Origin of the sequence: Cypionkella sp., from assembly GCF_030652235.1 — a bacterium.
GTDB lineage: Bacteria > Pseudomonadota > Alphaproteobacteria > Rhodobacterales > Rhodobacteraceae > Cypionkella.
The window spans coordinates 1-19,860 of the sequence record NZ_JAUSBA010000031.1 but is presented as its reverse complement, the minus strand read 5'-3'; the positions used below and the strand labels follow the sequence as shown (position 1 = coordinate 19,860).

General features: G+C 59.3%; 32 protein-coding genes. 2 read left to right on the top strand and 30 right to left on the bottom strand.

The genetic code is table 11. The features are described from left to right. Positions 1 to 39 precede the first annotated feature (39 nt). From xerC to Q7V03_RS23855, 6 genes are read right to left on the bottom strand one after another with little or no spacing between them, the layout of a single operon-like run. Positions 40 to 1,068 carry a tyrosine recombinase XerC gene (gene xerC / locus Q7V03_RS09310; protein WP_304925323.1) on the bottom strand — a complete coding sequence of 343 codons (1,029 nt, stop codon included), beginning with the start codon at positions 1,066 to 1,068 and terminating at the stop codon, positions 40 to 42. After that, positions 1,062 to 1,262: a hypothetical protein gene (locus Q7V03_RS09305; RefSeq protein ID WP_304925322.1), complete on the bottom strand. Its 201-nt coding sequence runs from the start codon at positions 1,260 to 1,262 to the stop codon at positions 1,062 to 1,064. The genes xerC and Q7V03_RS09305 overlap by 7 nt, the downstream gene beginning before the upstream one ends. Then, the gene (locus Q7V03_RS09300; protein ID WP_304925321.1) at positions 1,249 to 1,581 is read right to left on the bottom strand and encodes a GapR family DNA-binding domain-containing protein; all 333 of its coding nucleotides are present in this window, start codon (positions 1,579 to 1,581) and stop codon (positions 1,249 to 1,251) included. The genes Q7V03_RS09305 and Q7V03_RS09300 overlap by 14 nt, the downstream gene beginning before the upstream one ends. Continuing rightward, positions 1,578 to 1,793 carry a hypothetical protein gene (locus Q7V03_RS09295; RefSeq protein WP_304925320.1) on the bottom strand — a complete coding sequence of 72 codons (216 nt, stop codon included), beginning with the start codon at positions 1,791 to 1,793 and terminating at the stop codon, positions 1,578 to 1,580. The genes Q7V03_RS09300 and Q7V03_RS09295 overlap by 4 nt, the downstream gene beginning before the upstream one ends. Positions 1,794 to 1,795: 2 nt before the next feature. Continuing rightward, complete coding sequence (locus Q7V03_RS09290; RefSeq protein WP_304925319.1) at positions 1,796 to 2,041, bottom strand: hypothetical protein; 246 nt, start codon at positions 2,039 to 2,041, stop codon at positions 1,796 to 1,798. Next, a complete protein-coding gene (locus Q7V03_RS23855) occupies positions 2,038 to 2,178 on the bottom strand; it encodes an Arc family DNA-binding protein (protein ID WP_370651099.1) in 141 nt (46 codons plus the stop codon). The genes Q7V03_RS09290 and Q7V03_RS23855 overlap by 4 nt, the downstream gene beginning before the upstream one ends. Positions 2,179 to 2,299: 121 nt before the next feature. On the opposite strand from Q7V03_RS23855, the gene Q7V03_RS09285 reads away from it, so the two are divergent. Further along, the gene (locus tag Q7V03_RS09285) at positions 2,300 to 2,629 is read left to right on the top strand and encodes an Arc family DNA-binding protein (protein ID WP_304925318.1); all 330 of its coding nucleotides are present in this window, start codon (positions 2,300 to 2,302) and stop codon (positions 2,627 to 2,629) included. 14 nt (positions 2,630 to 2,643) lie between these two features. Beyond that, positions 2,644 to 3,033 carry a hypothetical protein gene (locus tag Q7V03_RS09280; RefSeq protein WP_304925317.1) on the top strand — a complete coding sequence of 130 codons (390 nt, stop codon included), beginning with the start codon at positions 2,644 to 2,646 and terminating at the stop codon, positions 3,031 to 3,033. Here the strand turns inward: Q7V03_RS09280 and Q7V03_RS09275 are convergent. The 24 genes from Q7V03_RS09275 to Q7V03_RS09155 form a co-directional block, all read right to left on the bottom strand. Next, positions 3,030 to 3,356 (bottom strand): hypothetical protein, encoded by a 327-nt coding sequence (locus Q7V03_RS09275; RefSeq protein ID WP_304925316.1) that lies wholly within the window; start codon positions 3,354 to 3,356, stop codon positions 3,030 to 3,032. The two genes, Q7V03_RS09280 and Q7V03_RS09275, sit on opposite strands and share 4 nt — an antisense overlap. Continuing rightward, complete coding sequence (locus Q7V03_RS09270; protein WP_304925315.1) at positions 3,353 to 3,511, bottom strand: hypothetical protein; 159 nt, start codon at positions 3,509 to 3,511, stop codon at positions 3,353 to 3,355. Before Q7V03_RS09270 ends, Q7V03_RS09275 begins: the two co-directional genes overlap by 4 nt. A gap of 1 nt (position 3,512) precedes the next feature. Next, positions 3,513 to 3,773 (bottom strand): hypothetical protein, encoded by a 261-nt coding sequence (locus tag Q7V03_RS09265; protein WP_304925314.1) that lies wholly within the window; start codon positions 3,771 to 3,773, stop codon positions 3,513 to 3,515. Continuing rightward, entirely contained in the window at positions 3,770 to 4,237 is a 468-nt protein-coding gene (locus tag Q7V03_RS09260) for a lysozyme (protein WP_304925313.1), read from the bottom strand. The genes Q7V03_RS09265 and Q7V03_RS09260 overlap by 4 nt, the downstream gene beginning before the upstream one ends. Beyond that, the gene (locus tag Q7V03_RS09255) at positions 4,234 to 4,401 is read right to left on the bottom strand and encodes a hypothetical protein (protein WP_304925312.1); all 168 of its coding nucleotides are present in this window, start codon (positions 4,399 to 4,401) and stop codon (positions 4,234 to 4,236) included. The genes Q7V03_RS09260 and Q7V03_RS09255 overlap by 4 nt, the downstream gene beginning before the upstream one ends. A 21-nt stretch (positions 4,402 to 4,422) precedes the next feature. Beyond that, positions 4,423 to 4,824, bottom strand: coding sequence for a hypothetical protein (locus tag Q7V03_RS09250; protein WP_304925311.1), 402 nt, complete (start codon positions 4,822 to 4,824; stop codon positions 4,423 to 4,425). A 5-nt stretch (positions 4,825 to 4,829) separates the two neighbouring features. Beyond that, on the bottom strand, positions 4,830 to 5,363 hold the full coding sequence (locus tag Q7V03_RS09245) for a hypothetical protein (protein ID WP_304925310.1): 534 nt from the start codon (positions 5,361 to 5,363) through the stop codon (positions 4,830 to 4,832). Beyond that, entirely contained in the window at positions 5,363 to 7,126 is a 1,764-nt protein-coding gene (locus tag Q7V03_RS09240) for a hypothetical protein (RefSeq protein ID WP_304925309.1), read from the bottom strand. The genes Q7V03_RS09245 and Q7V03_RS09240 overlap by 1 nt, the downstream gene beginning before the upstream one ends. Further along, positions 7,116 to 7,934, bottom strand: coding sequence for a hypothetical protein (locus tag Q7V03_RS09235; RefSeq protein WP_304925308.1), 819 nt, complete (start codon positions 7,932 to 7,934; stop codon positions 7,116 to 7,118). Before Q7V03_RS09235 ends, Q7V03_RS09240 begins: the two co-directional genes overlap by 11 nt. Then, the gene (locus Q7V03_RS09230; RefSeq protein ID WP_304925307.1) at positions 7,931 to 10,057 is read right to left on the bottom strand and encodes a hypothetical protein; all 2,127 of its coding nucleotides are present in this window, start codon (positions 10,055 to 10,057) and stop codon (positions 7,931 to 7,933) included. Before Q7V03_RS09230 ends, Q7V03_RS09235 begins: the two co-directional genes overlap by 4 nt. Then, positions 10,057 to 11,664 carry a terminase large subunit gene (locus Q7V03_RS09225; RefSeq protein ID WP_304925306.1) on the bottom strand — a complete coding sequence of 536 codons (1,608 nt, stop codon included), beginning with the start codon at positions 11,662 to 11,664 and terminating at the stop codon, positions 10,057 to 10,059. The genes Q7V03_RS09230 and Q7V03_RS09225 overlap by 1 nt, the downstream gene beginning before the upstream one ends. 9 nt (positions 11,665 to 11,673) lie before the next feature. Then, a complete protein-coding gene (locus tag Q7V03_RS09220) occupies positions 11,674 to 12,096 on the bottom strand; it encodes a phage terminase small subunit P27 family (protein WP_304925305.1) in 423 nt (140 codons plus the stop codon). Next, on the bottom strand, positions 12,093 to 12,416 hold the full coding sequence (locus Q7V03_RS09215; RefSeq protein WP_304925304.1) for a head-tail adaptor protein: 324 nt from the start codon (positions 12,414 to 12,416) through the stop codon (positions 12,093 to 12,095). Before Q7V03_RS09215 ends, Q7V03_RS09220 begins: the two co-directional genes overlap by 4 nt. After that, on the bottom strand, positions 12,413 to 12,823 hold the full coding sequence (locus tag Q7V03_RS09210) for a DUF3168 domain-containing protein (protein WP_304925303.1): 411 nt from the start codon (positions 12,821 to 12,823) through the stop codon (positions 12,413 to 12,415). The genes Q7V03_RS09215 and Q7V03_RS09210 overlap by 4 nt, the downstream gene beginning before the upstream one ends. After that, complete coding sequence (locus Q7V03_RS09205) at positions 12,820 to 13,227, bottom strand: HK97-gp10 family putative phage morphogenesis protein (RefSeq protein WP_304925302.1); 408 nt, start codon at positions 13,225 to 13,227, stop codon at positions 12,820 to 12,822. The genes Q7V03_RS09210 and Q7V03_RS09205 overlap by 4 nt, the downstream gene beginning before the upstream one ends. Before the next feature lies 1 nt (position 13,228). Beyond that, complete coding sequence (locus Q7V03_RS09200; RefSeq protein ID WP_304925301.1) at positions 13,229 to 13,540, bottom strand: head-tail connector protein; 312 nt, start codon at positions 13,538 to 13,540, stop codon at positions 13,229 to 13,231. Positions 13,541 to 13,645: 105 nt separating this feature from the next. Then, positions 13,646 to 14,137 (bottom strand): hypothetical protein, encoded by a 492-nt coding sequence (locus tag Q7V03_RS09195; protein WP_304925300.1) that lies wholly within the window; start codon positions 14,135 to 14,137, stop codon positions 13,646 to 13,648. A 345-nt stretch (positions 14,138 to 14,482) separates the two neighbouring features. Beyond that, positions 14,483 to 14,866 (bottom strand): hypothetical protein, encoded by a 384-nt coding sequence (locus Q7V03_RS09185; protein ID WP_304925298.1) that lies wholly within the window; start codon positions 14,864 to 14,866, stop codon positions 14,483 to 14,485. A gap of 60 nt (positions 14,867 to 14,926) precedes the next feature. Further along, positions 14,927 to 16,489, bottom strand: coding sequence for a phage major capsid protein (locus Q7V03_RS09180; protein ID WP_304925297.1), 1,563 nt, complete (start codon positions 16,487 to 16,489; stop codon positions 14,927 to 14,929). Next, the gene (locus tag Q7V03_RS09175; protein ID WP_304925296.1) at positions 16,489 to 16,881 is read right to left on the bottom strand and encodes a hypothetical protein; all 393 of its coding nucleotides are present in this window, start codon (positions 16,879 to 16,881) and stop codon (positions 16,489 to 16,491) included. Before Q7V03_RS09175 ends, Q7V03_RS09180 begins: the two co-directional genes overlap by 1 nt. Further along, complete coding sequence (locus tag Q7V03_RS09170; protein ID WP_304925295.1) at positions 16,868 to 18,094, bottom strand: phage portal protein; 1,227 nt, start codon at positions 18,092 to 18,094, stop codon at positions 16,868 to 16,870. Before Q7V03_RS09170 ends, Q7V03_RS09175 begins: the two co-directional genes overlap by 14 nt. 289 nt (positions 18,095 to 18,383) lie before the next feature. Next, positions 18,384 to 18,572, bottom strand: a complete 189-nt coding sequence (locus tag Q7V03_RS09165) for a hypothetical protein (RefSeq protein ID WP_304925294.1) — start codon at positions 18,570 to 18,572, stop codon at positions 18,384 to 18,386. A gap of 17 nt (positions 18,573 to 18,589) precedes the next feature. Next, positions 18,590 to 19,333 (bottom strand): helix-turn-helix domain-containing protein, encoded by a 744-nt coding sequence (locus Q7V03_RS09160; protein ID WP_304925293.1) that lies wholly within the window; start codon positions 19,331 to 19,333, stop codon positions 18,590 to 18,592. Positions 19,334 to 19,675: 342 nt separating this feature from the next. Continuing rightward, positions 19,676 to 19,860, bottom strand: a 185-nt coding sequence (locus tag Q7V03_RS09155; protein ID WP_304925292.1) for an integrase core domain-containing protein, incomplete at its 5' end; no start/stop codon positions are given.

The following is a 19,860-nucleotide window of genomic DNA, read 5'->3' as shown; positions in this document are numbered from 1 at the left end:
TTTTTCCTTTCCTGCCGTCAATGCCTATCAGTCTTTTTATCACTTCACGTTTTGTGCTGTATCCGTTCCACCCCGTTTATCGCGGGCGGATCGGGCTTGCGTGACTTGCCGCGCTTGGCCCGCATACAGCCGGATCATGTCCTTACTGGCGTGGCCGCTATAGCTGGCGATTTCATCATCTGTGCATCCAGACCATGCCAGCTCCATAACCCCGCGATAGCGCAAGCCGTGCAGGTCAAACGCCTCAAGACCAAGCCTGCGCCGCTCTGCCAGCATGATCGCGCCCATTGCGTGATAGGTCATAGGTTGATCATAGGTGTTGCGTAGGATCGACCTTTCCGGGTCGCAGGGGTCAGGCTTCACCGCGTCAAGTGCTGCCTTCAGTGCCGCAGTGCAGGGCAGCACCAGCGCCTTGCCTGTCTTGCCCTGCACCACCCGCAGGCAATCGCCGTCATAGTCCCGCCACTTGAACCGCGACCAATCGCCGGGGCGTTGCACCGATCCCACGCCGATTTCAAAGATCAGCAAGGGCAGGGGCTTGGCACGTTCCCGCCATATTTCTACCGCTGCATCCGTCCATGGCTGATGCACCCGGCGCTTGTGGGCGGGCGTCTTGATCCGCCGCGCGCCCTTGGCCGGGTTAGCATCAAGCCAGCCCAAATCTATCGCGTGTTCGCACATAACAGACATAACTTGCGGGATGTAATTGGCGAAGCGCACCCTATGGCGGTTCAGCTCCATTGCTGCCAGCACGTCTTGGCGCTTGAGTTTTGGCACTTCGGTTTGTGCGTTCTTGGCCAGCACATAATCAATCACGCGCTGATATTCATTGCGTGACACAAGGCTAAGATTTGTCCACCTATCCGAAGCTTTGTAGCTTTCGGCCAGCCTTGCCCAAGTGCGACGGCTTCCCGGCGCTTTGCCGCCCCGGATCGCCCAATATTCCAGATCGAATTCCTTGGTGCCGAAAGGTGCCTTGATCCGGGCATAGCGGCCCTCGCGCCGGAAATACCACGTCTTGCCTTTGTCACCCGTCCAAAGCCATTTTTTCTTGACGGCGATCACCATTGCATTGCCCCGCCCATTGCTTCGCCCCGGATCACGCGGCGCAGCTCGTCCACGTCAAAGCGCTCAAAGGGTCCGATCTGCTTGGGTGGCGGAAGGTTGCCCGCCTCCACCTGCGCGCGCAATTCGGCGGGCTTCATGTCCAGCAGCTTGGCGGCGCTGGCCTCACTGGCAAAGATCGGTTCAGCCTTGCGCACCAAACAACTCCACCAATTCCAGCGACGCAAGCGCCGCCTCGTATACCGTCACCACCAGCGCCAATTCGCCCTGTGCCTTGATCTGTTCGGGCGTCATGCTGCGCCGTTTGATCAGTTGCTTTATGGCTTTCTTGTCGTATCCGTCCGACTTGGCCCCAGCGTATTTGGTGCCAAGCTGTTCTTTCAGATCGTCAATCCGGGCGATGATTTCCTCCATCCCTTCAACGTGCTGCAACAGAATTTCACCGCTGTTTTCCAGCGCCGCCTTGGTTACGGCCCGATCCGCATCGGTTTCCTTCATCGGGGTTTTCTTGCTCATGCTACGGCCCTCGCCAAATCAACTGCCGATCTAGCGCGCGCCAAGGCGTTCCACTTCACCGCCACGCCGCCTTCGGTGCCGTCAATCACGCCCTCGCCGCAGACGCATTGAACGTGATGGGTTTCGCGGCCCGCGCCGTAGCCAAACCAGCCTTGATCCGGCTTGCCCGCGCCACAGGGGCAGGCCAACAAATGCCCGTGGGTGATTTCCATACTCATCGCTGCCAGCACCACACGCGCTTAAGGGCGGCGTTAGTCAGGGCGACGGCACCGGGCGACGGATAGTCATTGTTCCACAAACCCACCGCACCCGGTTCAGTTTTGGCTGATCCGCCTTCAGCACCGCAGCCGCCGCGCTCCATATCGCAAATCACGCGGAAACCGTCCGAGGCAGGGGCAATCCGCGCCACGTCGAAACCACAGCACGGGCACACGGCCAGATTGATCGGTTGCCAGCTCATGCCGCGCGCTCCCCGGATTGGGCTTGCTGTGCGAAAGATGCCTCCAGCCGCGTGATAATTTCAGCGTTCATGCTTCGGTTGTTGTCGAGTGCAGCCTTCGCTACAGCTTGTCTTAGGCCATCAGGCCAACGCAACATCGTGGAACAACGGGCGGTCATTGGTAGCTCCTTTGTACATGTACCATTGTGGTATATACCAATGTGGTGGCATTGACTGTCAAGCTCTATTTGTCGCACCCCTGCAACGAAGAGGTGATAAATGATCAATCAAACCAGTGCGTCCCGATCTTCTGAACAAGTCCACTTGCGTATCCCCTCTTCATTGTTAGCTCGGATTAAGTCGGCAACCTCCCGATCTGGCCGTTCCGTAAATGGTGAAATCGTTATTGCGTTAGAAACCGCCTTCCCCTCACCTGTTGTCGATGTTGAGGCGGTAGAGGTGTTGCTTCAGTATGTATCCAGTGCCCCAAACACAGCAGAGCTTCAGCACCGCATTGAAGAAGTAAACGCGCGCTTTGTATCCAAAGGTTCCCTGCTAAGGGTAGAGGCGCAGCCAAATGGCGCTTTAACGATTGTGACTGAAAACTGATGGGGCATTGATCCATGACAACCTTTTTAATTCTTGCAGCTCTAGCCGCCGCCGGCATTTATTGGGCGACCCGCCCCGGCGACCCGCCACCGCAAACTCGCGAAAGCAGCAACGACTGGGTCACACGCGCGCCGCCAATATCGCCCCCGCGCATGGCAATTGATCCCGATAGAGATTTCGACTGGATAAGCTCCGAAAACGGCAACGAAACTTGCGAGTGGAATATGATGGCGGCAACGGTTTTTGAGCAAGACGGCGGCTGGAAGTATGTCGTGAACGTCGATGCCGGAGAGAAAGAGGACGCAGTTTTTAGCCAGCGATATCGGTCGCAGGATCAAGCCGTTGTTGAGGCCGAGCAATACATGGAAGGTCTGCTAGAAAAGCTGACTGCCCGCCGCCGCTAAAACATCGCGTCAAATAGCTCTGGCGTCAGCTCTGGCAATGGCGCTTTGCCTTTGCCCTTTGTCACCAGCTCGCGCCACGTCCGATCTAAAGCCCGGATCAGATCGACGTGGCGCAGCTCCAACGGCAAGCCCATCATCGCGCCTTGCTCCCTGATTTCCGGCACGGTCAAAGGCTGCGGCCCAGCCTCGCCCCAAAACCGCCCCGGCGATATCGCGGCGAATATCTGCCACAGCGCCACCCCGGCCAGCGGCACCACCGGGCGCGCGCCCGTTTCCATATGGCACCGCATCACCTCGCACATCATCCGTTCAAGCCGCTTCATCCCAACACCTCGCCCACCGCTTGCAGCTTGCCATTGGCGCAAAGCCGCCCCGCCTTTTCCGCCGCCGCCGCGCGGATCACTTGGCCCTCACTGGCTGGCGTTTGCCCCTGCCAGCCGGGGCAAGGCGTCAACAGATCGGGCGGCACCGTCGCCACGTTACGGCCACACCCGGCCAGCAGCGCCGCGCAAATAATCAGACAACGGCACATCGGCACCCACCCCCATTGAAAGCTCTGTATCCAGCGCCGCCGCTGCCTGCGCCGCCGCCTGTTGCTTCAGCCGGAATTTGTCCAGCTCTTTGTAACCCTGAAGCTGCGCTTGCACCGTCACCAGCTCCGCGCGCGCGGCCTCTGCCCGCTGCCATTGCCAGACGGCAAGCAGAACACCCAAGGCTACGGCAATCAAGCGCGCCTTCATCGCAGCGCCGAAAGGCAAAGGTCGCGTTCTGATTTCCGTCGCGCCACCAGCCCCGGCAACACCCGGCCATTGTCGCGCACCCATCGCGGCAACTGATCACACGCGCCCCGAATATCCCCGGCGTTCAGTTTGCGGAACAGGGTCGAGGCGCAAGCTTGTGGCCCGCCCACGTTGAAGGTAAACGACAGCACCGCCAAATAGACTTCGTTCGGCAAGGCATCGGGGCGCTTCAGACAAGACAACATCGCGGTTTCATGTTCGATCAAATCCGCCGCAAGGCGCTTGTCGCATTGCTCTGCCGTTGCGATATCGGTTAGCCGCACACCTCGCGTTGCCCCAAAGCAGATTGTGGGAACCCCGCCCGTGTCGGGATATGCCGACAGCCGCCGCCCTTCAAACGTGCCCACCAGCGTTACCGCCAAGGCTAGCAGAATTCCCCCGGCCTTCAGCCGCGCGCCGTTCACGCGGCCCACCGCTTGCGGGCATAGCCGACAATCTGCATTGCCAGCCAAAGCGCGGAAAGGATCGGCACCGCATCCGAGGCCACGCTGGAAACTTCACCCAAAGACGGCACCCACGCGGGCATAGTAATTCCGCCCACCGCCACCCCATTCGTTACCCGTATCATTGCCACCTCATGCGCCATTTTTTATACCTCAATCGCCATTGCCGAGCGGAACAGCTCGTCGATTGTCGCCTCATCCAAGCCCAGCCCTTCGGCCAGCTTGGCAATCGTCGGTGACGCGCGCTTGAAAATAACCGCCTCTGCCCAAGCCATTTGCGTAAGCGGATCAGCCCGCGCTATCGAGTCTTCCACCATCGGCAACAGCCCCGCGACATACAGCGCGGCGCGGGTTTGAAAACGGCTGGCCACCATTGCCGCGCGCTCTGCTATCAGCGGGTCCGGCAGGGCGGGCGCGATGTAGGGCGACGGCCCAGCGGCCAGCGCCAGCGCCCAAGCCTCTTGCCCCGGCTCGATCAACACCGCAGACCCATCCGGGCGGGTGCCGATGATCATGCTGCCACTATCGTTTGCAAATTGATAATCCATAGCCATCACTCCAATTCTACCCCGGTTGCGAATGGCCAAAGACTTTCGCCGCCCGTTAAAAAACTTGGGTCCTGCATAGTCGAAGTGCCGCTAGAACCTATGACGTGGGTGATTAAAACCTCATCACCCGGAATAAAGCTGACGTCCAAAGAGCGTGCAACATTGGCAGTTGAAGTGGTTGTGTAGGTGATCAAATCGGTAGAAACGCCATTCCGCACGCGCTTGATTTTGAGGGTCGCTGGGTAAAGGGCGCTGGTAGTTCTGTGACCCGCAGTCACCCTAACAGACCCAGATTGACCAAAGCCAAAGCTATGAACGGTCACTTCTGTAGATGCGGCTGTTGTAAATGCACCAATCCTGCGAGATCGCGGCACGGCCCCCGCCGTTGGGTTTTCCAGCGCGCCTAGCTGAAGCCGGGGCGCACCCAGCGCGCCCTCAAACATCGCCAGCGGATTTTTCCACCAGCGCTTCCAAAGGCTCGACGTTCCCGGCGCGCCGGGGTTGGTTTCAAGCTCTGTGATCGCATTATAATCCGTCATTAGATTGCCTCATAGGGTGCGGTGCCGTCAGTAAAAAGCAGCGTGGTTTCATCTACGGCGAAGTTGCCCGCCAGCTTTTCCGCCGCCGTGGCCGTCGCATAGTCGCCTTGGGTGTCCACCGTGGCAAAGCCATAGCGCCCGTCAAACTGGTAAGCTTGCGCGGTGATTTCGATTGTCTGCCCCGGCTTCGGATCGGATCGCCCCGTCACCTGCAACAGTGTTGGAACCTGCCGCCCGGTCGCATCGGTGAAAGCCCGCGACGTGACGCGCAACACATCGGTTAGGCGGATCGCGGTATCCTTGGCGTCAAGCGTCATGGTCGCCTTGATCGGTGCCGAGCTGAAGCGCTTCAGCAACCTTTGCGACAACACCAGCACCGCGCTATCTTCGCCGTTGTTAAACCAGCGCGACAGGATTTTCCTAATTCTGGTATCACCATAGGCGCGGCTATCCTTGGCCTTTGGGTCAAAGGTCCACGCCGCCCGCTTGAAATTGTCATAGCCTGACACGCCCTTGGTCGGATCGGTTTGCACCGTCGCAAACACAATATCGGTCAACCGCGCGCTGTTGCGGTCTTCGGCCTCAAACGACAGCAGGTTTGACTTTTCGGTGATTTCAAAAACCGTGTCCGAGTCGGGCGGGCGGTTACATTTCAGGCCCACCGTTTGGCCAAAATCATCCCACCAGATCGACACGCCCAAAACCATCAGCTCACCCAGCAACAGGCCAATGCCCGTTGGCGACGTGATCCGGGTGCGTACCAACACATCAGGTGCCCACCGCGTCACCTCTGCCGCCCATGTCGCCAACGGCAACAGCGCGGGCGCAAACCCCGGCGCGGCAAGGCACAGCCGCGCTACAGCATCATCCAGCCGCACCGCATCGAAAACCCCCACAGTCTGCACCGTGTCGCCTGCCGTATGCGAAGCCGCCACCGTGCCCGCCACAGCCCGCGCGGTGAAGGTCAGCACATCAACCGCCCGCGTGAAGGCCAGAATTTCACTACCTATCACCAGCTCACCCGACGCGGCATAGGTCGCGCCGATCCCGACAGGCGTTAGGGTGGCGCTGGTGGCAACAGCATCAATCCCCACCAACAGCGCGCCTTGATTGATCGCCGGATAAACCGCCCGATCATTGGCCAGCAGTGAAAGCGGGTCTTCGGCCTCAAGCCTCACCCGGCCCAGATCATCCGGCGCGGTCATTTCAGTGATCACGAAATTTCGCGTCACCATATCCACCAGCGCGCCGCCGTCGATAAAGCCTTGCTTGATCCGCAAAGCCCGCCCGCCGTAGTAAGGCCAGCGCGCGCGCAGCTTGCCAAAGAACGAACCCCGCGCCGCCGGATCATATCCCGCTTCATCCGTCTGCGCCGCGCCGGAAATCCGCTCTGCAACGTAAGGGTCAATTCCCCGGTCATGGTAGGGAAAATCCGACAGATCGACGGCGATTGTCGCGCGCCGACCAAGCGGCCCAGACCCTTCATCCGATCCGGCAATGTTGACGGTCGCAGCCATCACGGAAACCGATTTGACGGCTGGAAAGATCGTCGATCCACCGCGGGGCATGTTCGGGCGCGGATCGGCAAAAGTCAGGGTTTTGACCGCAGGCAAAAACACCGTAGGCGCGGCGCAAGTCGCAAAGGTATTGTAGCACTTGCGCACCACCCCACCGCTTAGGGTCGCGGTGCAAGCCCCCACGCCAAACACCCGCCCGCAGCCGCCCACGTCGATTTCAACTAGGGTGATCGGTTCACGCGCCATAGCCGCTCACCGTCATTTTAACATCAGCGAAGCGCCCGCCCTGCAACCATGCTGGCCGCAGCTCACCCGCACCATCGGTCCGCCAAACATAGGCTAGATCGGCGGGCATATAGGACGGCGACCCGCCGAAAAAGAATGTTTCCCCCTCGCGGTAAGCTTTGCTAAACGGCACCAAATCACCCTGGACAAAATCCCGCGCCAAAGGTGAAAACGCCACGTCTTGCTTGATAGATTGCCGGGTGATCGTGCCGCCCGCAAAATGCCCGCCCATCGTTATGTTGGCGTTGAATTCCACGTCCAGCGCCTCATTGGCGGGCACATAAGGCGGTTGCACATCGCCCGGAAAGATCACGCGCGCGCCCGCATAACAGATACCGACTTGCGGCGCGACAACAGGCGCTCCGCCCATATAAAAGCGCAACACCTGCACCGCGCGGCCCAAGAAAATCCACCCCAGCGGCGCAGCTCCATTTGCCAAAAGTTGCGGCGCAAGTGTTGGGCCGATATTGGTAAACACCCCCAGCAGATCAGCCGAGGTTTGCAGCACCAATCCCGTTCCAACTTTGTCAAGATTGTGCGCAGCAATGCACACGCAATCCATAAAAAGCGGGGCGGGCAAGGTGCATTGCCAAATGCCCGTTTTGCCAATCGGCTCCCAGAAATCAAAGGTTTGTGGCCCAATCACATTCGCATAAGCAGCGCCAGCCGCCAGCGACCCCGTGCCAGAAAAGGTGCCCCCCGCCAGAAGGTTATTATAAAGCGCAAACGGCTTGTCGGTATTGGTCGCCCCGGCCTCTAAAAAGATCATGCTGGAACCCCTACTTGCAGGCCACGCTTGCCGAATTCCTTTTGCAGAGCATCCGCCAAGGCGATGATCTGCGACCCCTCGTAAAGCTTCTTCGGATCAAGCCCCTGCAACGTCACCACCAGCGGCGATTGCGCCGCCTCTGCCGTCGAGGCCGAGGCGCTGCCCGCCGACTCTGCGCCACCGCCCGAAGTACCGCCGCCCTTGGATTTGCCAGATCCGCCAAGCGCCGAAACCACGCCCATGCCCGCCGCACCGATAGTTGCGAAAGCCGCCATCTTGCCCCAGAAGCCCAGCTTCTTATCGGCAAGCACCTGCGTTTGGGCCAACAGCACATTCACGAAAGCCTCACCCGCCGCCGCCACGCGATGAAGCTTTGCCACCTTGCCGTTACCCGCCGCAGTAAGCGTTGCCATCGCACCAAAGAACGACCCGGCTTCCGCAAGTGTGCTGCCTTGTGCTTCATCCCGAATTCCACGCAACCGCTCTTGGTGTTCCGTTTCCAGCCTCTCTAGCGCCTCGTGCCGCCCGCCAACCTGCATGAGCTGCGCATCGGTTGCCGTGGCCAGCAGCGCCGAAGCTTCGGCATACCACGCCGTCACAGCCTCGCGTTCGGTCTGAAGATCACGCAGCACGGCATCCAGCTTGCCAGTGCCGCCGCCGCTTCCGCCTTTGCCCGCACTGCCCGCCGTGGTCTTTTTCAAGGTAAAGCTGCCCGACGCAGAAGCACCCGCGCCCACGCCTGCATCACCCGAGCCGCCGCCGCCAACCGCCAGCGCCACAGCCGAAGCCGCCAAGCGAGCCTTGACCGCAAGGCCATCCAAAACACCACCTAAGCCACTGACTACGGAAATAGCGTCATTCAGACTAATGCCGTTGATACCATCGACGGCGCGCATCGCCGCGATAGCTTTACCAGTCAGGTCAGTCAGACCGATTTTGTAATCATCAACCCCAATAGTGCCGATCTCGAACTGTTTGACCAAGTCGAGCATTTGTAAGGAAATTTCGCTCAAGGCTTCTGAAGCCTTTGTATCACCGCCAAGCGCCCCTAACGTCATGGCAGCCAGCTCAACCTGACCTGCCGCCTCGCGCGCTTGCTGGCCCAGATCAGTAACCGCAGATGCACTCTCCCCAATTAGGGTGGCATTTTGCTCCATAAGCGTGTCACTCGCGGCCAGCTTGTCGGCAAGGTCTTTGCCTAAGATTTCCGCCGCACGTTCGCGCGAACCGAATATCTTATCTAAGCCGCCGCCCAGATTTGCCACCTCCGCGACATAGCTTGTCACGTCAGAAATCAGTCCGGCCCAGCCTACCGCCGCCTCCATAAAGAACGTGGTTGCGCCCGTGGTTAGCTTATCAAAACTGTCATCCAACTCTCTGGCGCGCGCCACTACTTGCTCATCCATCACAGCGCCCGCATCCTGCGCCGCAATGCCCATGTCTTTCAGTCCTGCGCTGCCGCCTTCCAGTGCAAGCGTCATAGCCTTGCCACCCCGGCCAAAGGCTTCGGTAATCATACTCATGCGGGTGGCCTCGTCGGGCACCCGCTGTATCAGGTCAGCGAAATCACCCAGCAGGTCAGAGGTTGATCGCACCTCACCCGAGGCGGTGCGCAATTGAATTCCGTTCGCAATAAGCAGGTCGCGGAATGTACCAGTGCCCCGCGCTGCGTCGCCTATATTGTCGGTGAACTTCGCAAGGCCAGAGGCAAATTCATCGCGCCCGACTCCCGCCAGCTTCATGCCGTATTGCAGCTCCTGAAACTTTTGGACGGTCAAGCCGATCCGGTCAGCATCATCCGCCATGTCCGCTATTGACCCGATTGCGCTTCGTAACCCGCTGGTAAACGCCGCCAACCCACCCGCAAGCAAAGCTCCCGCGAAAGCCTTACTAAATGTGCCAACCCTTCCCTGCACAGACGCCAGCGCCTGATTGATCCGACCCGAGGCGGCAATCATATCAGCTTCCATTCGCCGCGTGGCCATTGAAGACCCGCGCTGCAAACCCTGATAGGTCTTTGTCCCGGTCCGCTCTGCTTTCGCCATCCGCTTTTCAAATTCGGATATCCGCGCTTCCAGCATCACTATAAGCCGCTCGTCTGCGTTGCCGCCACCTTCAGCCATCAAGCCACCCACATATCATCTGAAAACCAATCCGCGCCCGTGGTGAACTTGTCTTCACCCGCCGCAGCTCGCGCGACGGCCATTGCTGTTGCAACCGCGCCGTCAATCTTGTTGCCAGATCGCGCTTTGTGAAACATGCGCACCCCGGCCTTGTCGGTTTCAACTTGGACGTTCTCAAAATTCCAGCGCAAAACCGGGTGCCCTGCGTGGCGGAACTGCCCCGACAAAATCACCCGCTCTAGCTCTTTCACCGCTGGCCCCATCGAAACCCAGCCTTGCCGAAATTCCACCGCAGGCAGGCCATCGGCCACCAGGTCAGCCATCATCGACCGCCCAAAGGTCGGGTCAAATGCAATTTCCTGCACATTGAATTTCGCGCAAAGCTCACGAATGTGCAGCTCCACCGCGCGCAAATCCACCGTGTTGCCGGGTGTCGGGAGTATGAAACCATCCTCTGCCCACGTCACATAGTCCACGCCATGCCGATCACCGCGCCCGCGCAAGTTGTCTTCAGGACAAAAGAAATAAGGCTGCACCGCATAGCCGCCCGCCTCATCCTTGAACGCGATCACAACCGCCGTTAGGTCTTCATTTTTGGATAGGTCAACGCCGATCCAGCAAGGTGCCGCCGACATTTCAAAATCATCAAGATCGACCTCAAACGCGCCTCGGTCGTAAACGTGCATTTCAACAAACGGCGATGTTGAACTGTCAAGCCAGCGGTTTAGGTTGAATTGCAAAAAGCTATCGCGCTCAAACGGCGAATTGACCGCTTTTTTCACAATGTCGCGGAAGGCGTCCAAGTCGGGATAGCCATGTTTCAGCCCCGGATTAACCTGAAACCACAGGTCCTCATCCTGCCAATCGTCTTCAGGTTCGGCCATGAAAATCACGGGCAGGGTGGCCGGATCATCGACTTGCCCCTTTTGCACCCGGATCGCATATTCAACCACGTTCCAAGCAAGGTTCTCTTGCCCCCGGCCCGAGGTTGTCAAAGTCATGTCCAGCGTTCCCGGCACCTTGACCAAGGCCGAAGTCAGGGCGTCATATTGCAGCCGCCCCTTGTTCCCGGCCCATGCGTGTAACTCATCCTTCAGCACCACATTCGGCGTTTTGCCGTGCAGCGCGTTGCCATCGGCGGCGACGGCCAGATAACGGCTTGTGGTATCGGGGCAGGCAATGCGGCTTATATATTCCCGCACGTCCAGCTTTTTGCGCAGCCGGCTATCGTGCTGCACAATCAAGGCGCACTCGCCAAACAGCTCTAGCGCTTGCTCATGCGCCGACGCCGCCGAAACAATCAACTGCCCCGGTTGCCGCTCTGGCCCGATCAAATGCAGCAACGTGATCGCCGCCGCCAAGCTTGTTTTGCGATTGCCACGCGGCACCAACAAAACCACCCGCCGCACAATGCGCCGCCCCAGATCATCGCGCGGCCCATAGATCGCTTTGATGATCGCCTCTTGCCACGGGTCAAGCTGGAACGGGTGCCCCGGCGCCGGGTTTTTCGGGTGCTTCAGCTTGCGCAAGAAATCAATCGCGCGCTTCCCGTATCCAAACGGATCGGGGATAGTTTCCGGCGCATCAATCCAAGCGGGTCGCAGCATGTTTCACCTTTAGAAATTAAACAGGTCGTCTTCATCATCATCAGCCGAAACCGTTGGGCGTGATCGGGATACGGGCGTAAGCCCAAGCTCCCCGGCCATCTGCCGCGCCCGGTTGGTGCAATCGGCTTGCACCGCAACCGCCGGATTTTTGCGGCTGGAAATCACGCGGGCGTTGCCCTCTTTGTCCATCGCATAGATCATCTGCACCGCACCAAGCTTGCGGATTTCCCGGCCCATTTCCCGCGCAAGGCCGATGGCTTCACAGTAGTTTTCAAGAATGCCCAGATCGGCGCGGGTCAAAATTTTGCGCTCCACCAACAGCGGGTAAACCCGATCCCATTCCGCCCCGGCATCCGGCCCCATGAAATCGGGCGCGGCCATATCTGGCATCACATCGCGCTCAAGCTTCAGATGGGGCTTTGTGCCTTTCACGCCACGCCCTCGCAGTGCAGCGCTAGGCCCTCGCCCTTCGCCCAATCGCCGCCGTCGATTTGCTTCAGGTCGTAAATCTTGCCCCGAAACATCACCCGATCGGCAAGGGTGACGCCCGCGAAAACACGGGTGCGCAACACCAGCGCCACCCGATCCACCGCGCCCGCCGCGCCCTCAATCTGTTCTGCCTTGTCTTGGCTCACCAGCTCCGCGCGCAAGGTGGCCAATAGCGCCCATGTATCAACCGGGGTGCCATAATCATCGGGCGCGCTGGTGACGCGCTGAAGCTGGATCACATGCCGCAGCTTGCCCGCCTTCATAGCCCGCCCCCCGTTATTGTGGCGTCAACCGTGACAACGCCGTGTGACGTGCTGCCGTCCGGGTCGCGGATATAGCGCACCGTGCTAGACCATCCGGCCAGCACGAAACCGCCCTCTAGCGGCACCCGCCCAGCCCGCAAGGCTTGCCGAATTTCCCAGCCGATCCGCCGCACCCCGGCCAGTGAAACTTCCTTTTGCCACAGGTGTATCGTGTGGAAAATCTGCACCGATCCGCCCGTTGCAAGCCCGCCATCAAGCTCTTGTGTTTCGCCCAGGATGATCGACGGCGAAGGGTTTGGCCGCGCGTTGCGGTCCAAGATATTCGCCGCAGGCACCAGCGCCACCAGTGCAGGCCGCGCCAAAAACACCGCGCGCAGGGCTTTTTGCAGGGCTAAATCTGCACTCATTTGCCAGCCTTTCTTATCGCGCGGCTCATGCCCGCCTTGATTGCGGTCAGCGCTTTCTTGCGGGTCAAGCGAAACCCCGGCCAAAAGAACGGCTTGGCGGGCGAATGTGTGGTGCCGTATTCGACCAAATGCGGGTAACGCACGTTTGAATTGCCGACAGTCACCGCCGCCATGTTCTCCGGCACAAAGCCCGATCCCCCCGGCTGGCTATAAGGCGGCGTGTTCTCAAGCGGCCCGGTAACTTGGATTGAGGCGCGCATGTCGCCTTCATCCACCGCCGCAAGGCTGCGCATAGCATCCGCCACCATGTCCGCGCCCCGGATCAGCGACGGCTTTACGCCCTCGCGCACGGCTTCAGGAATAGCCCTCATGCGATTTTGAAAACTGGCCAGACCCTCGCCCATCTCAAAAGGTCCAATCGCGGAATTCGCGGATGATTTCCGACACGCCAAAAGGCGGTTCGCGGGCGGCTTCTGCGGTCGCCTCGCGGTTCTCATACCAATGCGCGGCCAGCATCAGCACCGCCTCCACCAGCGCCCCCGGCACCGCCTCTTGTCCTGCCCCCCCAAAGGTATCGGCAAACTTAAAGCCCAGCTTGCGCTCAATGAAGCCTTCAGCCGAGGCAAGCATCCGCGTTAGCATCACATCATCGGTCACGCCAATGTCATCGGTGAACGACAACTGCGCCTTCAGATCGTCTAACGTGCTGATTGCCATAGCCAAAAAACTCCAATTCCCGCAAATAACACACGAGCTACCCCGCGCCGGTCCCCGGCTTAGGCGGGAAGTTGAAGACCACCCCCCACCCGTGCCGAAGGCTGATCAGGTCGCGCTGGCGTGAACAACGATGATGTTGCTATTCGGTTGAATGGTGAACTTGACACAACCAATGTCGTCGCCCTCGCCATCATCCACACCAATCACCGAGCCAACAAAGGCGCGCGTGCTGTTCTTCGGGCTGGCACCCGTCGCAGGCTTATCCGCGAAGCTGAAGCGCATGGCATAGTTGGAAGCTGGTGCTTCAAACGCCGCGCGCATGGCAATCTGGCCAGCGTCCAGCGGGTCAAGCCCGCACACATAGTCAAACGCCTTGCCCTTGCGGAACATCTTAAAGACGCGGGTGCGGCCATCGGTAACATTGGTGAATTCAGCCGTGCCCCACTCATCCGCAGGGCGGCCCAAGGTCTTCGGTTCCTTCACCTCAACCGCCGCAACCAAAGGCGTGGTAAGGTCGGCTGTAACAAAGTCTGCGCTCTTGAGTGCCACCACAGCGCCCAGCTCAAACTTGCTGCCAACAATCGTAAAGACGGCCATAGCTATTTCCTCTTTTCTTCGCGCTGTTTCGCGCTGTTGTGATCGTAGGCGCAAAGGCTCTGCCAGTTGCTCTTGTCCCAGAACAACGCCTTATCGCCCCTGTGTGCTTTCTTATGGTCCACCACCACCGCGCGCTTGCCACAGCGCACACACCACGGGTGAGCCTCTAGCCATGCAGCCCGCGCGGTGTCCCACTTCGAGGTATACCCGCGCGCGCTTGAGCTTGGGCGCTTGGCATCAAAGCGCGCCTTGCGTTCCCGATCCGCGCCCGCCGTGCAAGGGCAGCGCTGGCCTATGGCCACCGTCTTGCCGCATCTGCAAAGGCGTGGGGCGCGGATCGGCATTTTAAGGCACCGGGCGGATAAGAGGCTCGACCACAGCATTTGCGCCCATGATTGCCGAGGTGCCCGAAGCCAAGGTCAACACCGGGCGGAAATAGCGCTTTCCGCCCAGATAGCCGAGCCTATAGCTGAAGCTTGCAACCAGCACCGCAGGCGCATCAGATTGCATCTGAGCAGCCGGAACATCATTCCAAGTCGCGTTATCGGCGCTTTCCTGAAGCTTGGCACTGAACGACGCCGCGCCCGTGATCACACCCACCGACAGATGGATAGCCGCCGATTTGCAATCTTTGACATCAACAGCAATGCCGTTGGTTGTGGCGGCGTAAGAGGCGGGCAGCAAAGCGGTTCGCACCGCATAGTTGGAATAGAAATCACGCAAGGCCATAAGAACCCCCTGTTAGCTGATGGAAGGATAGGCAGGGCGCGCATCGCCCCGCCCGCTGGCTTAGATCGACATACGCAGTTTCTTGAACTTGATCGCTTGCAACACCCGACCACCGACGCGACGGCCCATATGGTAACGGGTCTTCTTTGCGGTCGCTTGGCTATAGGGGTCCACCAGCACCGAAAGGCCGAGGCGGTCCAAGATCCGATAGCCGCTGAAATCGCCGTAGATGATCGGGGTGGCACCGCTGGCAACATCAGGCATATCGACGTTTTCAACGACAGGACGGCCCAGCAAGGTTTCAGGCTGGCCGATCTGCACAGAGGGTTGCCAGACCTTCAGGCCATTGGCATCGGTCCAGTTGCGCATCTTGCCAAGCGTGGTGCCGTTCATCATCCACACGCCTTTGTTGCGATAGGATGGCGCGATGGAATAAAGCATGGTGATCAGCGGCGCGATGGCGTCCGAGGCGGTGAAGGCAATCGCGCCATAGTTAAAGTTGGCAATATCCGCATTGGTCAAAATGCCCTCTGGATCGTAGAAGCCCGCGCCATTGGTGAAAGCGAAGGTTTCCTTTTTTTCAAAGTCTTCGCCGCACATTTCGCGGATTTCGGCCTCAACCATCGCCGCATCTTGCAGCAGAGAATTCGGGATATCGACAAAGGTGGACATAGCCTTGGTCAAAATCTCAAGCTGGCCGAAGATGTTCGTGGTGGCGGTTTCCGGCTCTGCCGTGGTGTCATCATCCCACGTCGCGTTGCCACCGGGCTTGCGGGTCGGATAGATCACCGAAGGCGCGCTGGCACCCTTGACCGAGGCCAAAGACCGGAAAGGCGAGATTTCAACAATATCCTTGATCACCTCGCTTGAGAATTCAGGCGGTGCCAGATAGCCGCCGTTTGGGTCGCTGGAAATCGACAGCGCCTTCAGCTCTGTTTCAGGTGCCAGATTGCCGCGCGTGATGTAGGCCGCAAACGCCTTGCGCTCGATTGTCGGCTCTTGTGCCGCGCCACCATCACCACCAGGGCGATTGGCCTTGGCCTCAAGCTTCACCATCTTTTCAAGCAAGGGCGCGACAGCCGCAGCGATTGCCGCCGACATATCCCCGGCGTGTTTGGTTTCCACCTCGCCAAGCTTGGCTTGCAATTCCTCTAAAGTCACTTCATCCACCTTCCCGCCCTCTAGGGCTTTAACCGCAGTGATTTTCGCGCCGGGGTGCATCGGCACCGCAACGATTGAGATTTCCTTGAGGTTGACGCGGAACAGGTCGCGCCCGCCGCCAACTCGCGCTTTTTTGCTTGTGGGCAGATAGCCAATCGAAAGCCCGCCCATCGCCCCGGCGATGATCAGCGCCCGCACTTCAGCAGCCCGCACCACATCCGCCACCAGCAGCCGACCCTTAACGGCCAAGCCTTGCGCGGTTTCAACCAGCTCATCCCACACGCCCACCACGTCCGCAGGGTCATGGCTGGCCAGCATCGGAATAGGTGGCGCGGCCCCGGCAAATGCGCCCTTGTGAACAATATCGCCGCCAAGATCAGCAGTGCCGAAGATTGACGCCAGCCCGGTAATCGTGCCCGCCTCATCAACCGCCAAGCTGGCCTTTACCTCTAGCCGCAACATCAGCGTGCCCCCGGCATGAAGCGCCGCCGATCATCCGCAAAGGCATCAATCTGCGCTTGCACCCAAGTACCCGCCTTCAGCAGCCGCACCACAGCGGCAAAGTTGAACGGCACTTGCTGGCCATCGGCCATCACATCCCACCCCAAGACGCACCGCGCGAGATTGTGCAGGCGGCACAGCTCACGGTTTTCCGCCGACACATGGCCAGTCAGATCGGTTGCGGAAGTCAGATCATCCACCAACGCCAAACGGGCGCGGGCTTGGGTGTTGCTATCCGGCCCCGCCACCAGCACCTTTAGGCCAGTCGGTTTTCCATCAACCGGGTGATGTAGCTCAAGCCACGCGCCCCGGTCCTGATCCGCCGCAAACGCCTCAATATCATTCAACTGCATTGGTTGGCCCCTTGGCTGGATTGACAGGCGGCACGGTATCCGGCGCGGCCTTGTCGATTGTGATATTCGGGTTCTCAAACTCATCCCCGCCAGCGCGCGGCCCCATGCCAAGCCAAGCGCGGCCCTCATTCGGGTTCAGCACCTTAACGGCGATCAATGCGGCAATCGTGGTGGCGCGCGTGGAAAGATCGGCGCGGGTCATGTCGTCGCGGTCAAAGCGGATGACAAACTTGCCGCGCTCTGACTCTGAAAACAGCGCGCGCCCTAAGGCACCCTCAAGGGCGCGTAGCCACGGCTCTAAGCAGTAGGTTAAAAATTCCTTGCCGAGCTGTTCCACGTTGCCCCACGTCGCGCGGTCAAGATCGAACAGCATTGAAGGCGGCACCCGGAAGGCCCGCGCAATCTCTAGGATTTGGAATTTGCGGTTTTCCAGAAATTGCGCATCCGTCGAAGTGAACGTGAACGGCACAAAATCCGCGCCATCATGCAAAATGGCAGTCTTGCCGCTTTCGCCGTCCGCCTCATGCGTAGACTTCCAAGCCGCCATAGCTTTCTTCACCGAGACTTCGCCCATGCCTTGCGGAAACTTCAAAGCCCCTGAAGGCCGCGCGCCCTTGCCAAATAGGCTTGCGGCATGGCGCTGCAGCACATAGGCCACCCCGATTGCATCACAGGCCAAATTCAGCGGCGCGCGGCCAAACGGCGCGCGCAAATGGATCATGTCGGATGATGGATATGGAATGTTATTGATACGGTAAAACGGTTCACCCGTGTTTTGATCAAGGTCAACATTCACCACGCCGGAACGGTAACGGATCAGCTCTATCGGCACCCCATCAACGCGGTTGACGTAAGCCAGCCCGCCCCGATCATCTGATAGCGCGTCAATCATCAAATCCCGGATCAGCTCATAGCCAGAGGTCCAATCATTCGCGGCACCCTGCAGCAGCGCAAGCAGCGGATGCCCCGGCACATCGGTTTCGCTGCCATCTTGCGCAACCTCTTTCACCATCAAATCGAGGCAAGCCGCCGCTTCAGAAATAACTTTCATAGCCGAGGCCACGGGTGTCATTTTCAGGGCATCGGCTGCGGAAATTGTAACCCCCGCGCTTACCGCCATTCCATAAAAATAGGCTGACAAATCCGGGTAAGGATCGGCCAGCCCCTTGGTTTCGGGTTTGAACAGGCGGGAAAGGATACCGGGCTTTTTCATCCCTAATTAAATGCGGCAACACAACCTATTGTGGCAATCCGCTTAAACCGGACAAAATAGGACACAACCGGACACAACCGGACATTTAGTCAGGCTCGAAACTGGTAATGCGCGCACCATCCCGGCGACCTTAGATCAGGAATAACAGCCCCGGTGCCGTCGCCAATGACCAGGTATCTTGAAAACCACCAGTGCGGCCCGATCTTGCAATCAACCCGTTCACGCAGGAACCCGATCCGCTGTTGCGGTTTGCGGGGAGTTGCCCAGGTGAAAAGATCAAGCTGACTTTTCACCGCGCCACCCACGCCCGCAAATCCGCCTCAAAGGCGAAATAGCGCCCGCCCGCCTTCAGGATCGGCACCCCCGCCACAAGCCGCCCACAGCACCAGCGCCTTACCGTGCGATCCGTCACGCCCATAAAAGCCGCGATTGCCTTCACACCCTCAAGCCGTTTCCCGCGTTCTGCGTTGTCGTTCATTTTCTGCCCCCTTTTTTCTAAGCTATGCTTCTCAGCCAATCCGCAAACTTCAACGCGATGGCCCTTTCCACTTCGTCCGCGTTTGCCCGTGGCGGTCGGTTGAATGGCAAATCCCAGCCCTGCAACATGCCCGCCCCGATCTTGCGCCCGATCCGCTCCAATGGCGGAAACCCCTTGGCCGCAAGGTACTCATCCCATTCCGCCGCCTCATGGCTATCGAAGGCGATCAGCTTGGATAGTTGCGGCGCTGGCCGAGACTTTCCCCGCAACAGTTGGCGGGGCGTCAAACCGCCAGTTTTTACGCGCGCATTTTGGTTCATATTTGGTTGTTCTTTATAGGGGGGTATGGGGGGGGCGCACTGGATGGCACCTGTTCTAACCACAGATGGCACCTGTTCAGGTGTCACAGATGGCACCTGTTCAGGTGTCACAGACGGCACCTGATGCGGGCTGCGAAAGCGGTAAGACGCATCACGCCCCGGCGCGTTTCCGCCAAGACATTCGATCCAGCCAGCGGCTTGCAATTCGGCCAAGGCGCGCAACAGCGTCCGCTTGGACGTGCAGACAGCCCGCATCAGTGCGGCCAGACCGGGGCGACATTCGGCGGTTTCATGGTTGGCGAAGCCTTGGGCAAGGATCACAGCGACAAGCCGAGCCATCGGCAGCAGTCGGCCATCAGCCGCCACCGCCTTCATCCAAACCCACCGCTCTTTAGACCATCCACCGGGCGTTTGACCGCGCAGTTGAATGACCTTAGCCATGCTGCAAACCCCTAACAGGTTCGCACTTTGTGCCCGTTTTGTCTGATCTGATATTTTGGGGGTAAGCGATTGAAAACGCGGGATATTGTCCCGGCTTTGCAATCCAGCGCATAGCCTGCCTGCCCACCCGCCTCAAGGTTTGGGTGGGATAGGGGATATGGGCGCGGGGTGCAAGGGGGATTGTGGGATTTGCGCGGGGTGGCGGACTTGGCTTGCAGATCGACCGGCATCAGGAACGCTTTGCGCTCGACGAAAAGTTGGCGCGATCGATTGGCAGGATTGAGCGGGTGGAGTTGATCTTGGGGTAATCCCCCCATTTTTGACGGGGTGCATTTGTAGAACTTAGGCGGCCGTTTTCAGTTTCTGGGCGGGTGTGATGCCGCCTATGCCCATGTTCGGGCGGTCGTTGTTGTAAGTCCACAGCCATTGTGTGGCGAAGTCCTGGGCCTCGTCGATGGTTTCGATGATATTTTGATCCAGCCATTCATGCCGGACCGTGCGGTTGTAGCGCTCGATGTAGGCGTTCT

What these genes read in the sequence shown, in the direction of transcription:
- Q7V03_RS09275 (WP_304925316.1), bottom strand. Translation starts at nt 3,356, where the DNA reads ATGAAGCGGCTTGAACGGATGATGTGCGAGGTGATGCGGTGCCATATG.
- Q7V03_RS09280 (WP_304925317.1), top strand. Translation starts at nt 2,644, where the DNA reads ATGACAACCTTTTTAATTCTTGCAGCTCTAGCCGCCGCCGGCATTTAT.
- Q7V03_RS09300 (WP_304925321.1), bottom strand. Translation starts at nt 1,581, where the DNA reads ATGAGCAAGAAAACCCCGATGAAGGAAACCGATGCGGATCGGGCCGTA.
- Q7V03_RS09265 (WP_304925314.1), bottom strand. Translation starts at nt 3,773, where the DNA reads ATGAAGGCGCGCTTGATTGCCGTAGCCTTGGGTGTTCTGCTTGCCGTC.
- Q7V03_RS09160 (WP_304925293.1), bottom strand. Translation starts at nt 19,333, where the DNA reads ATGGCTAAGGTCATTCAACTGCGCGGTCAAACGCCCGGTGGATGGTCT.
- Q7V03_RS09180 (WP_304925297.1), bottom strand. Translation starts at nt 16,489, where the DNA reads ATGTTGCGGCTAGAGGTAAAGGCCAGCTTGGCGGTTGATGAGGCGGGC.
- xerC (WP_304925323.1), bottom strand. Translation starts at nt 1,068, where the DNA reads ATGGTGATCGCCGTCAAGAAAAAATGGCTTTGGACGGGTGACAAAGGC.
- Q7V03_RS09170 (WP_304925295.1), bottom strand. Translation starts at nt 18,094, where the DNA reads ATGAAAAAGCCCGGTATCCTTTCCCGCCTGTTCAAACCCGAAACCAAG.
- Q7V03_RS09210 (WP_304925303.1), bottom strand. Translation starts at nt 12,823, where the DNA reads ATGAGTGCAGATTTAGCCCTGCAAAAAGCCCTGCGCGCGGTGTTTTTG.
- Q7V03_RS09200 (WP_304925301.1), bottom strand. Translation starts at nt 13,540, where the DNA reads ATGGCAATCAGCACGTTAGACGATCTGAAGGCGCAGTTGTCGTTCACC.
- Q7V03_RS09255 (WP_304925312.1), bottom strand. Translation starts at nt 4,401, where the DNA reads ATGATACGGGTAACGAATGGGGTGGCGGTGGGCGGAATTACTATGCCC.
- Q7V03_RS09235 (WP_304925308.1), bottom strand. Translation starts at nt 7,934, where the DNA reads ATGATCTTTTTAGAGGCCGGGGCGACCAATACCGACAAGCCGTTTGCG.
- Q7V03_RS09250 (WP_304925311.1), bottom strand. Translation starts at nt 4,824, where the DNA reads ATGGATTATCAATTTGCAAACGATAGTGGCAGCATGATCATCGGCACC.
- Q7V03_RS09215 (WP_304925304.1), bottom strand. Translation starts at nt 12,416, where the DNA reads ATGAAGGCGGGCAAGCTGCGGCATGTGATCCAGCTTCAGCGCGTCACC.
- Q7V03_RS09285 (WP_304925318.1), top strand. Translation starts at nt 2,300, where the DNA reads ATGATCAATCAAACCAGTGCGTCCCGATCTTCTGAACAAGTCCACTTG.
- Q7V03_RS09290 (WP_304925319.1), bottom strand. Translation starts at nt 2,041, where the DNA reads ATGAGCTGGCAACCGATCAATCTGGCCGTGTGCCCGTGCTGTGGTTTC.
- Q7V03_RS09205 (WP_304925302.1), bottom strand. Translation starts at nt 13,227, where the DNA reads ATGGGCGAGGGTCTGGCCAGTTTTCAAAATCGCATGAGGGCTATTCCT.
- Q7V03_RS09195 (WP_304925300.1), bottom strand. Translation starts at nt 14,137, where the DNA reads ATGGCCGTCTTTACGATTGTTGGCAGCAAGTTTGAGCTGGGCGCTGTG.
- Q7V03_RS09175 (WP_304925296.1), bottom strand. Translation starts at nt 16,881, where the DNA reads ATGCAGTTGAATGATATTGAGGCGTTTGCGGCGGATCAGGACCGGGGC.
- Q7V03_RS09295 (WP_304925320.1), bottom strand. Translation starts at nt 1,793, where the DNA reads ATGGAAATCACCCACGGGCATTTGTTGGCCTGCCCCTGTGGCGCGGGC.
- Q7V03_RS09230 (WP_304925307.1), bottom strand. Translation starts at nt 10,057, where the DNA reads ATGGCTGAAGGTGGCGGCAACGCAGACGAGCGGCTTATAGTGATGCTG.
- Q7V03_RS23855 (WP_370651099.1), bottom strand. Translation starts at nt 2,178, where the DNA reads ATGTTGCGTTGGCCTGATGGCCTAAGACAAGCTGTAGCGAAGGCTGCA.
- Q7V03_RS09245 (WP_304925310.1), bottom strand. Translation starts at nt 5,363, where the DNA reads ATGACGGATTATAATGCGATCACAGAGCTTGAAACCAACCCCGGCGCG.
- Q7V03_RS09225 (WP_304925306.1), bottom strand. Translation starts at nt 11,664, where the DNA reads ATGCTGCGACCCGCTTGGATTGATGCGCCGGAAACTATCCCCGATCCG.
- Q7V03_RS09240 (WP_304925309.1), bottom strand. Translation starts at nt 7,126, where the DNA reads ATGGCGCGTGAACCGATCACCCTAGTTGAAATCGACGTGGGCGGCTGC.
- Q7V03_RS09185 (WP_304925298.1), bottom strand. Translation starts at nt 14,866, where the DNA reads ATGGCCTTGCGTGATTTCTATTCCAACTATGCGGTGCGAACCGCTTTG.
- Q7V03_RS09165 (WP_304925294.1), bottom strand. Translation starts at nt 18,572, where the DNA reads ATGAACGACAACGCAGAACGCGGGAAACGGCTTGAGGGTGTGAAGGCA.